The 14,392-nt window shown below is 45.1% G+C and carries 19 protein-coding genes; 4 read left to right on the top strand and 15 right to left on the bottom strand.

Annotated elements, in window-relative coordinates; genetic code table 11:
• Positions 1-9 precede the first annotated feature (9 nt).
• The 5 genes from AAAA73_RS06195 to AAAA73_RS06175 form a co-directional block, all read right to left on the bottom strand.
• Complete coding sequence (locus tag AAAA73_RS06195) at positions 10-1,377, bottom strand: sensor histidine kinase (protein WP_340597320.1); 1,368 nt, start codon at positions 1,375-1,377, stop codon at positions 10-12.
• 173 nt (positions 1,378-1,550) lie between these two features.
• Positions 1,551-1,868 (bottom strand): hypothetical protein, encoded by a 318-nt coding sequence (locus AAAA73_RS06190; protein WP_340597319.1) that lies wholly within the window; start codon positions 1,866-1,868, stop codon positions 1,551-1,553.
• A gap of 155 nt (positions 1,869-2,023) precedes the next feature.
• Complete coding sequence (locus AAAA73_RS06185) at positions 2,024-2,323, bottom strand: hypothetical protein (protein WP_340597318.1); 300 nt, start codon at positions 2,321-2,323, stop codon at positions 2,024-2,026.
• 3 nt (positions 2,324-2,326) lie between these two features.
• Positions 2,327-3,292, bottom strand: coding sequence for a class II fructose-bisphosphatase (gene glpX / locus AAAA73_RS06180; RefSeq protein ID WP_340597317.1), 966 nt, complete (start codon positions 3,290-3,292; stop codon positions 2,327-2,329).
• The gene (locus AAAA73_RS06175) at positions 3,271-3,681 is read right to left on the bottom strand and encodes an acyl-CoA thioesterase (RefSeq protein ID WP_340597316.1); all 411 of its coding nucleotides are present in this window, start codon (positions 3,679-3,681) and stop codon (positions 3,271-3,273) included. Before AAAA73_RS06175 ends, glpX begins: the two co-directional genes overlap by 22 nt.
• Before the next feature lie 61 nt (positions 3,682-3,742).
• Between AAAA73_RS06175 and pgsA the strand changes: the two genes are divergently transcribed.
• Both pgsA and AAAA73_RS06165 read left to right on the top strand, forming a co-directional pair.
• Positions 3,743-4,306: a CDP-diacylglycerol--glycerol-3-phosphate 3-phosphatidyltransferase gene (gene pgsA / locus AAAA73_RS06170; protein WP_340597315.1), complete on the top strand. Its 564-nt coding sequence runs from the start codon at positions 3,743-3,745 to the stop codon at positions 4,304-4,306.
• A 6-nt stretch (positions 4,307-4,312) separates the two neighbouring features.
• Positions 4,313-4,462 carry a hypothetical protein gene (locus tag AAAA73_RS06165; protein WP_340597314.1) on the top strand — a complete coding sequence of 50 codons (150 nt, stop codon included), beginning with the start codon at positions 4,313-4,315 and terminating at the stop codon, positions 4,460-4,462.
• Between the two features lie 6 nt (positions 4,463-4,468).
• On the opposite strand, the gene AAAA73_RS06160 is transcribed toward AAAA73_RS06165, so the two are convergent.
• Together AAAA73_RS06160 and AAAA73_RS06155 are read right to left on the bottom strand one after the other, a co-directional pair.
• Complete coding sequence (locus AAAA73_RS06160; protein WP_340597312.1) at positions 4,469-5,428, bottom strand: hypothetical protein; 960 nt, start codon at positions 5,426-5,428, stop codon at positions 4,469-4,471.
• Positions 5,428-5,736: a hypothetical protein gene (locus tag AAAA73_RS06155; RefSeq protein ID WP_340597311.1), complete on the bottom strand. Its 309-nt coding sequence runs from the start codon at positions 5,734-5,736 to the stop codon at positions 5,428-5,430. The genes AAAA73_RS06160 and AAAA73_RS06155 overlap by 1 nt, the downstream gene beginning before the upstream one ends.
• Positions 5,737-5,888: 152 nt before the next feature.
• Here AAAA73_RS06155 and AAAA73_RS06150 point away from each other — a divergent pair, with 152 nt between their 5' ends.
• Complete coding sequence (locus tag AAAA73_RS06150) at positions 5,889-7,328, top strand: anion permease (protein ID WP_340597310.1); 1,440 nt, start codon at positions 5,889-5,891, stop codon at positions 7,326-7,328.
• Positions 7,329-7,400: 72 nt separating this feature from the next.
• On the opposite strand, the gene AAAA73_RS06145 is transcribed toward AAAA73_RS06150, so the two are convergent.
• The 3 genes from AAAA73_RS06145 to AAAA73_RS06135 form a co-directional block, all read right to left on the bottom strand.
• Entirely contained in the window at positions 7,401-7,526 is a 126-nt protein-coding gene (locus AAAA73_RS06145) for a hypothetical protein (protein WP_340597309.1), read from the bottom strand.
• The gene (locus AAAA73_RS06140; protein WP_340597308.1) at positions 7,526-8,314 is read right to left on the bottom strand and encodes a hypothetical protein; all 789 of its coding nucleotides are present in this window, start codon (positions 8,312-8,314) and stop codon (positions 7,526-7,528) included. The genes AAAA73_RS06145 and AAAA73_RS06140 overlap by 1 nt, the downstream gene beginning before the upstream one ends.
• Positions 8,315-8,424: 110 nt before the next feature.
• Positions 8,425-8,889 (bottom strand): hypothetical protein, encoded by a 465-nt coding sequence (locus tag AAAA73_RS06135; RefSeq protein ID WP_340597307.1) that lies wholly within the window; start codon positions 8,887-8,889, stop codon positions 8,425-8,427.
• Between the two features lie 297 nt (positions 8,890-9,186).
• On the opposite strand from AAAA73_RS06135, the gene AAAA73_RS06130 reads away from it, so the two are divergent.
• Positions 9,187-9,384 (top strand): hypothetical protein, encoded by a 198-nt coding sequence (locus tag AAAA73_RS06130; protein WP_340597306.1) that lies wholly within the window; start codon positions 9,187-9,189, stop codon positions 9,382-9,384.
• On the opposite strand, the gene AAAA73_RS06125 is transcribed toward AAAA73_RS06130, so the two are convergent.
• The 5 genes from AAAA73_RS06125 to AAAA73_RS06105 all read right to left on the bottom strand — a co-directional run bounded on the left by AAAA73_RS06125 (position 9,381) and on the right by AAAA73_RS06105 (position 13,841).
• The gene (locus AAAA73_RS06125) at positions 9,381-9,920 is read right to left on the bottom strand and encodes a hypothetical protein (RefSeq protein ID WP_340597305.1); all 540 of its coding nucleotides are present in this window, start codon (positions 9,918-9,920) and stop codon (positions 9,381-9,383) included. The genes AAAA73_RS06130 and AAAA73_RS06125 overlap by 4 nt on opposite strands.
• Before the next feature lie 180 nt (positions 9,921-10,100).
• Positions 10,101-10,400: a hypothetical protein gene (locus tag AAAA73_RS06120; RefSeq protein WP_340597304.1), complete on the bottom strand. Its 300-nt coding sequence runs from the start codon at positions 10,398-10,400 to the stop codon at positions 10,101-10,103.
• Positions 10,401-10,791: 391 nt separating this feature from the next.
• A complete protein-coding gene (locus tag AAAA73_RS06115) occupies positions 10,792-11,823 on the bottom strand; it encodes a hypothetical protein (RefSeq protein WP_340597303.1) in 1,032 nt (343 codons plus the stop codon).
• Positions 11,813-12,703 (bottom strand): hypothetical protein, encoded by an 891-nt coding sequence (locus AAAA73_RS06110; RefSeq protein WP_340597302.1) that lies wholly within the window; start codon positions 12,701-12,703, stop codon positions 11,813-11,815. The genes AAAA73_RS06115 and AAAA73_RS06110 overlap by 11 nt, the downstream gene beginning before the upstream one ends.
• On the bottom strand, positions 12,678-13,841 hold the full coding sequence (locus AAAA73_RS06105) for a hypothetical protein (protein ID WP_340597301.1): 1,164 nt from the start codon (positions 13,839-13,841) through the stop codon (positions 12,678-12,680). The genes AAAA73_RS06110 and AAAA73_RS06105 overlap by 26 nt, the downstream gene beginning before the upstream one ends.
• Positions 13,842-14,392 lie beyond the last annotated feature (551 nt).

Genomic DNA, 14,392 nt, shown 5'->3' with positions numbered 1-14,392 from the left:
CCTGCAAAACTATTTTGGCAAATGAATCACAAAACTCGTTTGCTGGTGATTGGTATCCAAAAACAATTGCCCATGATGAGCTTCGATCAAACCCCTTGAGATACTAAGGCCCAGGCCCGTCCCTTTACCGATCTCTTTCGTCGTATAAAAGGGTCTGAAGATTTCCGCTTGGATTTCAGCAGGAATTCCGCTGCCGCTGTCAGTAATACGAATTTCAATGATTTCACCAAGATCTTTAATTTCAATGGCAATCCACTTTTCCGGAAGTTCGCGAATCGCCTCAAAAGCATTATTCAATAAATTCAAAAGAACCTGTGATATTTGCACCGGTCGACAATGCAACACCAGATCAGTCACTGGTGGAAGACGCAGATCCACATTGTTGAGTTTGAATTTTTCATAGCATAGCGACAAGGTGTTATCGATCAACATCTGCAACGGAACCGGCTCAATAGGATCCTTGGCGCCATCCCGGGCAAAGGTGCGAAGACCGCGCACAATGGCAGCAATACGATTGGTGGTGGACTGAACTTTCTCAATCGACTCTTTCATCAGCGGTTTGTTGATCTCCGAATCGTCCATAAGCTCCATCTGTTGTTCAGCGGAGAGTAATATCACATTCAGAGGTGTGTTGATTTCGTGGGCTATGCCCCCGGCCATCTCACCCAATGAAGCCAGCTTTGCCGAATATTCAGCACGGGACTTTTGATTCAACAATTCATCCTGGGTGCTTTTCAACTGCTGGATTGCGAAAGTCAGATTCTGTTTTTCAATATTCAGTGCTTCTTCTGTTTCATACCTGGCCACCATGCTTTGGAAAAACTCGCGGGAGTTTCCGTAAACATACACAACGAAAGTGAAAACGAAAATCGTCCAGATGCCGTAAGGAAGCTCCCCTTGATGATTGGAAAATGCCAAAAGCATTCCGGGAACAATCCCAACCATGAAAAGGAAATAAAACGAGATGCGTGGTTTCAGTGCCAGCGAAGTGGCGGAACCTGCCATAATGGCACTGACGATAAACGAAGTGACAAATATTTTTGAATCAGAGTTTTGCGGATCCCAAAAACCCAAAGAACATAAAACACTCATACAGGTCGTAGCTACAACGATGATACCGGCGTGTATCTTACCCCAGCGATACATGATTTTAAATCCACCACGGCTGATTTTAATGGCGAAAAACAAACGCGTCAGACTGCAGAGAAATCCGATTCCTGCGGCCAATTGATGGAGAAGGGAAAACTCCGGAGAGGTTGCAATGGGTTTAATCAACAAGATGCCAAACACGACGGTAAAGCCTACGGCCGCAGCTTTGCTACGACGGCAGAAATCCAAATTGATATTATCGACAACCACCGGGCTCAATGTTTTCATGTCAATTCACGGTATCAGCTGCGTCACAAGAAGTCATCTTATGGAGTCCATGATTGCGAAGATATTATAGTTTTGCAGCCCGTCCGCTTTGTACGCAAATAAAAAATGCGCAACACGTATGTTGCGCATTCTTACTCGAGTTTCTGAGTTTGATATTTACTCCAACTTACAAATTAATGTGTTCGAGTTTTACCATCTCTTCCACTCTCATGACCACCTTTGGGCTGATTTACTTCACTGTTACGCAAAGATTCAGCATTGGTGGCGTATTTTGAATCCCTTCTAACTTCATGATCCAGTTTTGGAGTCACCTCATTTTTGCCTTCCCGGATCTCTGCACCTTCCTCGGCAGGCAGCTCTTCTGATGCCCGTATACGCTTCTGCGTATCGCCAGATAGATGTTTGTGCGTATCCTCGGAAAACCGTGGAGGGGAATCCGCTTTACCACTGGTTCTTGCACCGTTTTTTGGAGTCGTTTCTTTGTTAGGCATTTGAGCCCTCCTTCGAAATTCCCAAACAGGTCACATTAAAAATGATACTCCAGAAAGGGGCCCCATAGCCACCGACCGAAGACGCAATTTAAATTTCGAATTCATTATAAAGAATCCCCAAGGACCGGGAATTCCGGGCACGAACGTCCTGCACTCTACTTTTTGTTAAAGTTAAACAGGGCCTCTGCAGCGGCTTTTAACTTGGCTGCCTGATCTTCCTGACCCGCTCCGCCTTTTCTGGGAGTGAAGTAGTCACAGAAATTAGCGCGATCTTTTTCGCGCACAACATCCGCCTGAGTTTCGCGGCATTCGTTATAAACTTTCGGATCCCAAAAATCACAGTTCTTACAAACATGGACATCGGCACGACAGTGAGGGCATTCCTCACGACGGCCGATCTGCCCACTGAAAGACATTTCTTTTTTGCAGCTGAAACAAAAAAGTTTGCCACTCATAGATTAGGATTTTCTCTTTTTCCAGGTGAAATCGTGGAAGGATTCGATTGTACGGATTGTTCCCGTCTGAGAACGCATCACGATCGAATGACTTTTTGCTTTTCCGTCTGGAAGGAAACGAACACCCTTCAACAAGGATCCATCTGTGATTCCGGTTGCCACAAACATAACTGATCCGCTGGCAAGTTCATCACAGGTAAACTTCTTATCAAGATCTTTAAGACCCATTTTAGAAGCACGAGTTTTCTCTTCCTCGTTTCTCCATTTCAGACGACCTTGGAAGTCCCCACCCAGGCATTGCATTGCAGCTGCGGAGATCACACCTTCCGGTGCTCCACCGATACCGATAAGCAAATCGATACCAGAATCAGGCCATGCAGCAGAAACAGCTGCAGAAACGTCGCCGTCACCGATCAGCTGAATACGCGCACCTGTTTTACGAACTTCATCAATCAACTCTTTATGACGAGGGCGGTTCAAAATCACCACAGTCATGTCGCTCACTTCTTTACCCAAAGCCTTGGCAACAGCCATGACATTTTCAGTCGGAGTTTTGTCGATATCGATTTTACCCTTGGCACCGGGACCACAGGCAATTTTATCCATATAAGTATCTGGCGCGTGCAGGAATTTACCTTTTTCAGCGACCGCGATCACAGAGATGGAACCAGGTCCACCTGTTGCACAGATCGTCGTGCCTTCCAATGGATCCAAAGCGATATCCAATGCCGGAGCATCGTCTGTTTTAGTCCCGACTTTTTCCCCGATATAAAGCATCGGAGCTTCATCACGCTCACCTTCACCGATAACCACAGTTCCGTCCATACGAAGAACGTCGAAAGCTTTTCTCATGGCATCCACCGCTGCTGCATCCGCGGCTTTTTCATCGCCACGACCCATCCAACGAGCGGATTCAAGTGCTGCTGCTTCGGTTACACGTACAAATTCTAAAGCCAGGTTTCTGTCCATGATTCTTTCTCCACTGCGGCCCTGATTTCGGCCGGTAATCTCATAAGTTTTAAATCTTTCCCCAACGCCACGTGCACAGTTTGTGCGACCGAACACGTGCTGTCGCCACGCCCTCGCATGCGGTACTGAAAAATCAAACGCATGCCCTCAACCCGGGCCTGCACTTCAATTTCCAGATCGTCCCCGAAAAACGTGGGCTTCAAGTGTTTCACCTGTGTTTCATACACCGCAAAGTAACTGGCAGATTCCGGTTTTTGGTAATCGATCAAACCTTTGCCAATGGCCCACGCAACCCGCGCTTCTTCGTAAAAACGCAGGTAATTGCTGTGATGAACAATTCCCATGAGGTCTGTTTCGTAAAACTGCACTTTGTGACGATGAATAAACATTGATTATTTCTAGACTAAATTGTTAGTTTAAGTCTACGCATTATTTTTTTTCGGAGAACGCATGGCAGTCACTGAGTGGCAAAAAAATCTTCCTATGAGAATCACCGTCAGTCGCATTTTTATGGTGCCATTGGTGGTGGGCGCAATGTGGCCCGACAAGCTTGCTTGGAATATCGTCGCCGCTGTGCTGTTTATGTTGGCATCCATCACTGACTATTTCGATGGCTACTACGCCCGCAAATACAATGCTGTCAGCAATTTCGGGAAATTCATGGACCCCATAGCTGACAAGATTTTAGTCACCAGCATCCTGGCGATGCTCCTGGCCTTGGGTAAAATCGATGCCTGGATGGTGATCATTATCCTGGCCCGGGACAACTTTATCGGCGGCATCCGCTCCGTTGCTGCGGCAGATCAAATCATAATTGACGCGAAGCCAGCTGGAAAATGGAAGACCGCTATGCAAATGGTGGCCATTCCCTGTGTAATTATTGGAAACGTGGACGAATATATCCCCTATTTGGACAAAGTTGGCTACGCGGTCTTGTGGGTTAGCGTCATTTTGAGTATAACCAGCGGTATCGAATACTATGTAGGTTACTTGAAGAGCAAAAAAAGCTCCTAGGGACGTATGCTTTTACACCTTTCGCCAAGCAATTGGTTCTTTATTTTCCTGGCGCTGCTTTTGAGCAGCTACCTGAAAATCGCTTCTGCAAAAACGCAGAAGCCGGTGTTTTTTGCTAATGCTTCCGTTTCTCGCTTTCTTCCAGCGATCCGCTAAAACAAATCAAAACATGAATGCCGTTAAATTCAATTTAACGTAGGGACTACTGCCCAAGGCCACCGCATTAGTTGGGTTTGGCTCATAGTTCTCGGCCGAGAAATACCGGCGATCAAAGGAATACCCAGCTTCGGCCTCAAACATAAAGGTTTTTGAAAGAGGTGACTTGAAGCCCAGGAACAGGCGCTTCTCATCATAAAACAACCGATCCTGACGATTTTCCCGACCAAAAATATAGTAAGTCGACTGAAAGAAATCGAGCCCCAAAGAAACCTTCATCGGACCCGCAATAGAATAGTCCACGGACGTTTTTATCACCCACGGAATCAAAGTGAAAAAGTTTAACGACCATTGATCGACGAATTCCCAGTATATTTGTGCAAAGGGAGCCCCGAAAGTTCCGCGGAACGTTTTGGACGGAGTGTACATGTAGGCAAAGCCCGGAATCGGGATGTTATTTAAAATCGGGCGATTGTTCGAGTAATTCACCAGATAAATCCAAGTGGCAGTTTCATCCACTGGATCGATATAAAAGAAATTCGCCCCAATCGTATTCACACTGGGATCTTTAAAAGGCTTATCACTGGCAGAACCAAAATTCGCATTTGCCGCCCAATATTTCTTTTCATCAATCATACGGCTGTAGGTCACTCCCACATCCACCTGATAAAGATCCGGCATAATGTTGTTTTGATCGGGGTAAAGATCTATCCAATTCCCCAGCGTTGTCACCGCCCAGGCCTCCTGATCAGTTTTATAGACCGGAACTGTCGCAACAACTGTACCACGATTCATGCTGGCATTTTCACTACCATCCGCCAAACTAGTTTCAGGCTGAATCGAACCGGAATAGGAAAGCACGCCTTTTTGCCGGCTGGGCGGAGCCATGGCTGAAAAAAGTTGCGCCTGTGAAACAACAGGAAAACCCACGATCAGAGACAAGACTAACTTATAAATTCTATTCATTAAAAATCCTGTAAACCTAAAATGTCTTTGCAAATGTCCATCTGATGTTCCATTTCCACGACTGCTTTTTGCAAACGCAACATGTCCCGCTCGTCCACTTCGGACTCCATCGCAGCCAACACAATGGGATGTTTCTTAAGCCAGGCTCCTTGTTTAGAGGCATAATTTTCTGGCACGCCAGAGCGAAATGCCGCCAAACGTGCGTTTCCATCTCGCAAATACTCCACGATGAATTTCAAAGTTTCATACGTAAGAAGTTTTCGATGAGCCTTGAGTCTTGAGGAAAATCCAACTTGTCTGATTCGCATTACAGCCATGATACCTGTCTTGCCTACCAACGCAAGCTACTGAATACGCCTTCACAATATTTTTTTGATTTCAAAAAGATTAACAAACCAAAGCTTCTTTACACTGAATCGGTTTACCCCTACCCTTTTACTTGCCGACTGAAAGGATTCAAATGAACAACGAAAAGGAAATGAACTATAAAGCATGGATTGCCGTACTAATTCTTGGCGTCCTTCTTTGGATAACTCCCCCGCCCGAGGGATTAAAGGAAAATGCCTGGCATTTATTCGCAATATTTATTTCCGCGATTTTCGGAATCGTCATCAAGGCGGCCACCATGGGAAGCATCTCGATGATTTCCATCGCCTTGGTCGCAGCACTGCAACTGCGCGCGCCTGGCGACATGTCACAATCAGTTAAGCTGGCCTTAAGTGGTTTTGGCAATGGCACCATTTGGATGATTACCATCGCGTTTTTTATTTCGCGTGGATTCATCAAAACAGGACTGGGCAGACGAATCGCTTATTGGTTTATCGTCAAACTGGGTGGATCCCCATTGGGAATCGCCTATGGCCTGGCTTTTTCAGACTTGGTTCTGGCGCCGGCCACACCAAGTAATACGGCTCGTGCTGGCGGTATTCTGATGCCCATTATGAAATCCATTTCCATGGGTTTTGGCTCAGATCCAGCAGACCCAAAAACTCACCGAAAAATGGGCGCTTATCTGACTTTGAATTCTTATTATGCCAATTTGCTGGGTGCTGCGATGTTTATCACCGGAACGGCATCAAACTCCATGTGCCAAAAATTTGCAAAAGACCTGGGAGTGGAAATCTCCTGGGGAGGCTGGGCCACGGCTGCCATCGTTCCTGGTCTTGTGTGTTTGATTCTAACGCCATGGTTGCTATTTAAAATCTATCCACCGGAACTTAAAGACACCAAAGCTGTTCAGCAGGACACGAAGAAAAAGCTTACAGATCTGGGAGCAGTTACTCGCAACGAGTGGTTGATGGTGGTCGCCTTCGTCATGCTTTTGGTGATGTGGATTTTTGGACCACAGTTAAAAATTGATGCCACTGTGGGCGCGATGATTGGTTTGGGATTCCTGTTGCTAAGCGGAGTCCTTACTTGGGAAGACGTTAAAGGCGAAAAGGGCGCATGGGACACCATGGTTTGGTTCTCTGCCCTGGTCATGATGGCAGAGGGCTTAAATCAACTGGGCTTTGTCAGCTGGTTTAGCGCCATCGTTAAATCCGAACTGGGTCACTTGCCATGGTATTGGGCATTCCCCGCGGTGATCCTGGTTTACTTCTATACGCGCTACCTGTTTGCCAGTGCTACGGCCCACGTGGCAGCCATGTACTCTGCCATGTTGGCAGTCGGTATTGCGGTCGGCATTGAAGGCAAGCTCTTGGCATTGATGCTGGGCTTTACGGGCTCACTTTCCGGCGTACTGACTCACTACGCGCACGGACCAGCTCCGATCTTGTACGGTGTCGGCTATGTGGAATTGAAGGACTGGTGGAGAATCGGATTCATCTTCTCTGTTGTCTACCTTCTGATTTTCATGGGCCTAGGCGCCGCTTGGTGGAAGATCTTAGGCATCTACTAGCCAAAAAAGAAAAACCCGGTACATTGCTGTACCGGGTTTTTTAGTTTTTAAATCAAAATTTTTCAGAATCGACTAGCGACCTGTACCGTGGGGAGGTTGGTTGCCAGAACCACCGGAAGATCCGCCACCAGCGTATGCACTTTGGCTTGCGCCAACAACTAAAACAGAAGCAATAAGTAGTGCGATAAACAGTTTCATTATTCAGTCTCCAAAAGTGTATCAATCGCCGTAAAAGCAAATACCGGGATATTCCCTTTTGCCTGCGGCTTTTCCAGAAGTGCGACGCGTTCTTTGAATGCGCGCTCTTCAATCAAAATCCATTCACGATATGTCTCTTCGCTTACATTTTCGAAGTACAAGGACATAAAGTTTGCGAAGTTAACGTCGGAATTCTCCGGCTTTAAGTATCGCTCTGTGAGTCTCACCCCTACTGATTTGATCGTTTGGGATGAAAATGGTGCTCTCACCTCACCTTGGCCATAAAGTCCATTCCCGAGGGGTCGGAGAACCTTAAGGTCAATCATGCGTTCGAGCACGCTAAGACCATAAGAACCGAATCTCTGTTGAACGAAACTGGCGTCGAAAGGGCGGGTTTCAGACAAAACATAAAGTTCAGTGAAACAAGGATCTTTCTGCAAATCTGCTTCAAGATCAAAACTGAAGCGATGAAGAGGCGAAGACTTTAATTGAGGATCTGTTTTCTCAAGCTTTTCGCGAACCAAAGGAGGCGTTTTTTCGACCAAGTGATGTAAATCACTGGTTTCCAACAAGCAGGAGTACAGTTTGTAAAGAGTAGAGTAATTGGGATTGTGAGTTTTTTCTCGCAATCTATTCAGAGTCTTTACGTGGATCCGGGACTTCGTCGCAAGCATGCTCAGACCCTTTTTTGGGTCCTTAAAACGCAACAAGTAAGCTTCAATATCCTGGGATACTTGATCCGGTATTGTGCTTACAGCAGGTTTAAGTTCGGCGCTTTGAATCTCCATTGATCCCCTTCAATTTTGATGGCTTTCACTATCGCAAGAAGGGGTACAATGCAACGAGACAAACAAGTTTGGGGCCTAGCGTTAGACCCCAAATTAGCTCCTACTGCAAATTAACGGCAGTTTGGAACAGACAATTGCTTGTTGAACAAGAATTTCTCGTAACCGTTCTTAGTGTTAAGAACTTTGGAAACTTTAGCAGTTACAGTCAACGCGTAAGTGCCAGAAACAACTTTGTCTGCGCAAGTGCGGTGTTTACCGTTAACGTTCCAGTCACATTCCCAAGCAGTGCGAGTGTAGTTGATTGGAGTAGAAAGGTATTTAGAACCTTTGTAGATTTCTTTACGTTGGTTTTTACCGATAGTGATAACATCGTATTGAGCTACTGGTTTTTTAGTACGTAGGTTAGCGCCATCAACACACACGAAAGTGTAGTCAATTGCAGAACCCATGAATACAGTGCCAGCTTCGATTTTGATTGTTGGATCGTTCTCAAGAACTTCCCAAGAAGTGTCTGCAGTGTGAGCCATTGCAGTAGAACCAGCCAATAGAGCGATCATTGCTACGAATTTTTTCATTTTATTCCCCTTTAAGGTAATAAGTGTTTTTGTTTTTAAACTTAAATCGTTTCGAACGAGATGGTGTTTCTACTTTTTGGCGGCATTTGTAAATTTTAAATAAAGGGCGATATTCACAATCCTGGACAGACCAGACTTTGTCCAAACCGGTACCGGACAAAGCTTTCTTTGTCCGGCTTTAGGCCCCTATTTCGAGCCGCCCTGCTTCATCGTATTGATAATTTCTTGAGAATAAGGTGCCATTAAATCGAAACCAATTTATAGGCTTTTCACATTAACGCATTTAAAGGCGGATTTGTGACTACTGAGTTTATTCTAAAACACCTGACGATAAGAACGGCATTGATTGCCGTGGGTGTTGTTGCGATCAACTCATTCCTGATCTTTTTATTGATCACACGCCAAGCCCCCATTGTGATTGAGGACTTGCTTGCGCTGATTCTATTTAACAGCATGTACTTTGGATTTTATATTCTGAAAAAGGTTCGCGCTTAGAACACCACACCCACTGACAACATCGGGAAGGTTTCAGAGACCTTGTGACTATCAAGGTTTGGAATGGAATCATTCTTTTTGTAATCGATACTGCGGTAAGTGAGCTCTGCCCCGACGAACACCACATTGTTCACCATATATAGATAACCCAAATCCGCTTTAAAGCCTGTGCCTTCCTTGTAGTCCCCAAATTTTGCCGAAACGATGTAGTGACCCATGATATAAACACCTGCTTCGCCAACGTACCCAATCGAAGCAGCGAGTGCATTTCCGTCTGTGGTGGAGGACCCTGACTCATCACTTCTCGTGGTGTACATCCCACCCAGATAAAGACCACTTGCACCTATATAACCAACTTTAATGTCGTAAACTCGGGTGCTCATCTTGCTGTCCCCGCCTGGCGAATCACTAACTTCCTTCGAGTATGAATAGACATTCAAAGAGGACATAACCCCGCTGGATGGTTTGGCGTTTACTTGCGCACCCAGCATGCTTCCTGCCAACAGAACTGCAATAGCCATTATTCTTTTGTTCATACAACACTCCTTGTGTTCATTCCAGTTGTGGCTCTCAACTGAAATTATACGCCCGTTCATGGCCGCTCCATAAAAAACCAGCCACCCGTATCTATTCAGGACAGGTGTTGTATTTACAGAACAGCCAGAAGCTCGCGTAAAACCGCGTATTGTGTTTGAAAATCCATAGTTGCAACTGAACTATTTTGAGCCAAATTTTTTGCCCGTAAATCTACCCTTTTTCATGACACCTTTGATGATATAAACTAGTTCGCGTCCACCTTGTGGAGTGCCCTTGAAGTATCGAACTTGACCAGATCCATTTGCGAAACCACCACTGCAATCACCTTCCCAATGATACCGGATTACTTCCGAACCAACTTCAGGGGTCGCAAATCGACAACCGAAAGAATCTGTTGCACTTGAAGGAAAATAGTCATCCACCGCATATCCGTGGCTAACAATGAACAATGCTGCCAAAAACCACCACACCTTACTCATCTGATACTCCGATTTTAAATCAATTCAGAGTTTCAAATTGCAAAACTATGACCATCGCGAAACCAGATGGAAACCAATAAAAAAGCTATGAACTGTAGGTAACTGTAAACGACGATAAAATATCGCGTTTTCTGTCACCAAAGTATCAATTTGAGACGCGGGGTTGCGGGATAACTGTTGGCGATCACTTCGTGATGATATACGGGTTCCGGGACACCTCTTACAGAGCCCCTTCAGACCATTTTCTTTTCCGATGTATTGAATATCCCGTGAGGAGTTAGAAGGGCTCAGATGCGAGGCGGAGCGAAGCCGCCAAAGCGAGGCATACTGGTCAGTATGTCGCAGTGACGGTGGCTTTGATCCAACGAAGCAGATGAGCCCTTATAGCTCCTCACTTCTTGAGGAGGGAGATTTCGAGATAGGAGCCGGTAGCCCCATACCCCGTCACCTTCACAACCTCATTCCCTTTAAGAATGATGGTCACATAGGTACTTTTACGAGGAACACAGCCTTTGTTTTTATCATCATTGCCGTCTCCATCATTGGGCGGCTTATAACCCTTTGGAGCAGGTCCTGCGCACATTGCGTTTGGTTTAATGACAATGTTAGCTCCGACCTGAACCTGGGCGCGAACAGCTTTTGTGAGATCTGCGGAACGATTTTTGATTTCGAGATTGTATGTCCCAGCAGGGAGTGCAAGTGTTTCACTTCGCAATTCTGCAATTGTTTTAATTTTTGGATACAATTTATAGAATGAATAGGTCCCAAGAAGGGTAACTTTACCATTTATAACCGCAAGTACCCTCGTATTCCGATCTAAACTCGACGCCATTGGACTGTCGATCAAAAGACTACTTTTCCCTTCTTTGCCGCCAGATATACTCATATTGCGAAAAGCACTGAGAGCCATTCCATCTTCAGTTACAACCGGAGTGAGATCTACAAGATTTTTACCGTTCCACTTAAAAATAAGTGGAGAATCGAACTGACCCTTAGAATTTGCGTTCTTAACGAGAACCTCGACTCGCCCATCTCCGTCTATATCTTTCAATTCAATTTCAGCACATCCAGTTAACTCTTCGCTGAAATTAAGCGTCGCTTTGGGCATTACCGTGCCTTTAGTCCCAACAACTTTTATTACCGATAGCTCGCAAAGGTTGTTACCAATTTCCAAACCGCCTTTATAAAGGACAACCAAAAACCTTCCTTTTCCAGCGCCATCAAACTCAGCTACTTCAAATTGATATCCAATTCCATTGCCAACTGAAACGACAGCACCGGTTGAATCCTTCATCGACTTAAAAGATGCCGGAATATTGGCTTTAACAAGATTGGCGTCAGCCGCAGTTTGCCCGCCACCCACTTCACACCAAGCAAAGACAAACAAAGTCAGAACCACAGTAATTATTTGATTACCTTGCATAAACGATTTTCTCCACCGTAAAGTACTGATCAGATCGCTTCAGAACATTAACCCCATAGTCTCTTGCTCTGGCGTTCTTGGGTGATCCATTATACCTAACGTATCCAAGTCGCAGATTAGTCATATAATAATCCAAAGATATCATTGTACTAGTGTTTCTCGAGGTATTTGCAGCTTTATACTTTGCCAGCATATGTTTTGCACCAAGTTCAAGACCAACACTTGGACGAAAAAGCTTCCATGGATCATCCCCCACGCCGTTCACTGTGAATCCCTGACCAACCGCCGTAGGGTACATCACTTGCATCATTCCATAACTAGCAGAAACGGTAGTTTGAGCAACAAAATTAAAATTTGCTAGTGTTGGAGCAGGTGTGTACACAACCACTCCAGCATCAGTAGTTTTAGTATCGAACCATCGTTGAGAATCCCCCAGATGATTGATATCCGCATCAACAAGATCCCAAGCACGTAATGGACTGTAGGTTTTGGTGCGTTTTTCGTAATTGTCTGGGACAGCGACATACTTACCATCAATGCCAACTTTATATTTTGAACGTAGATGCAAAAGCTTCGTATAAACTTTATTTGAGGTTAAAAAGTAGAGCCAAGGCTTATAAGCTGGCGCATTGGTGTATGCATCTGCATAATTAACCCTGGAACTCATTCCATAAAAGTAAGTACGATCAAAAACAGGCTCATACCTGTAATAGTCCTTTTTTAGAATACTTTTTTCCTTCTTTTTAAAAGAGAAGCCGGTTTCTTGCTCCATCTGGGCTTTAATCATTGGAACCGGAATACCCGTTTTATGCGCCACTGAATAAATCAGCTCATGGCATGACGCCCACTGAGGATCATAGACAAATTTTATTGTAGACATATGTGCAGTTCGGATCCACTTCATCTGCGGCAATCACTGGTTTCACCACACTGAGTACTACTGTAACAGGACTAAAGCGAGAGTCGTCTGGGGTAATGAGCAATTTTTGTTGACCCATATGCACTGCAATCAGGGTTTGAGCAGCTGTAGTCGAACTTCCGAACAAAAATGCAACTCGGTCTGCGAACATGGTCGACATACGATCCGCAGCTGAAATTGACGGAGATAACACTGCCCCTGTTGAATATGAGTATTTAGCAGAAAGACTCGATCCAGTTGCGGAATCAACAAGTGCAAATGAGGAATAGCTGCCAAGAGGCACCTTGACGGTATAGCCATCTGGATTAGCCAAAATGTTGGTAGCTTTTATTGACTTACTATCTCTACTTAGTGTGTTTAGTTTGAGTGAAACGGAATATGGATTCTTGGTCGCGAAATCAATTGATTGAATCAATGGTCCAACGTTTTCAGTCTCATAGTATCCGTTGAATTGAGGATGACTTAGTTCATGAAAGTAATACCCCTCCTCTTTGAATGTAAACACAATGATCGGATGAGTGCATTGCAAGGTGATCACCTGTTTGGCTGCCGGAGTGGCCTCCACGGAACCAACGGTGTCGTCAAGCATGCTCAGAAAACCGCCCTTGGTTACACACTTCGGTCTTTGATTGATGTTGGTTTCAGTTTGGTAGTCGTAGAAGACTTTAAATCCAAAACCTGTGCTATAGGGCGCAGTAAAATGTGGATTGTTTGCCGCAGGAGAGGCCAGCGTAACTGAAATTCCGTATATATTTGAGTTTTTTCCACTAATTGTAAGTGACCGAGCACCCTTCTGCCCCCCAATACCTGCACAACTCTTAAAAGGGTTTACTTTACCTTCGCGGATTGTCCTTGGCATACATTCGATGAGAGTTCCAAGGCCATGTAATGTGCTAACACCGAAATTGGCATTGATTAAGTTAGCTAAGTTTGGATTTGGGCTTCTCACATAGTTTTGCCACAGAGCTGGATCAGTGAAATCAACTCTAAAGCCACCAGTGATTGCTTTTGCAGGCACGATCACATCAGCGACTGTTGCAGCATTAAATACCCAAGGAATGGAGAATAATAGAATCGGAATGATGATTTTGTATTTCATGTCCCCCGCCCACGTACAACTAGACACCCAGCTTTTCGGCCGACTCCACAAAAGTTAAATATGATTAGATATTATTTTTTGTTTATTTGTTCTGCGAAGATATTTGTCTCACACTGAGACGAGTTGATTTGGTAAAAACGTTCAATATTATTTTATCTAGGTTTCAAACTTGTTGCCGATCACTTCGTGTGTGATGCCTCAGACTCCTGCCCTCGGCCCTGTGGGCTAACGCTCCGGAGATCGCATCCATGCGATGCCGGTGAAATGCGGGTTCCGGGGCACTTCTTCCAAAGCCCCGTCAGACCAGATTCTTTCCCGATCTATTGAAACTCCGTAAGGAGATAAGGGTTCCAACTCTTACCACGCACTTAGGTATTTGATCGGTAACTTCGGGGGCGGCGATGCCCTCATAGGTGGCTTTGGTTGTGACTGAAGCACAGGACATGAGAAAAACAGCACTAACACCTATGATTCCACCAAGACTCTGTGACATGATTCGATACTATCCAACAATCTTATATACACCAAGGTGTTTATTCGGTTTAATTTGT

The sequence above is a fragment of the Bdellovibrio sp. GT3 genome (assembly GCF_037996765.1).
GTDB lineage: Bacteria > Bdellovibrionota > Bdellovibrionia > Bdellovibrionales > Bdellovibrionaceae > Bdellovibrio.
This window is presented reverse-complemented; position numbering and strand designations above follow the sequence as displayed.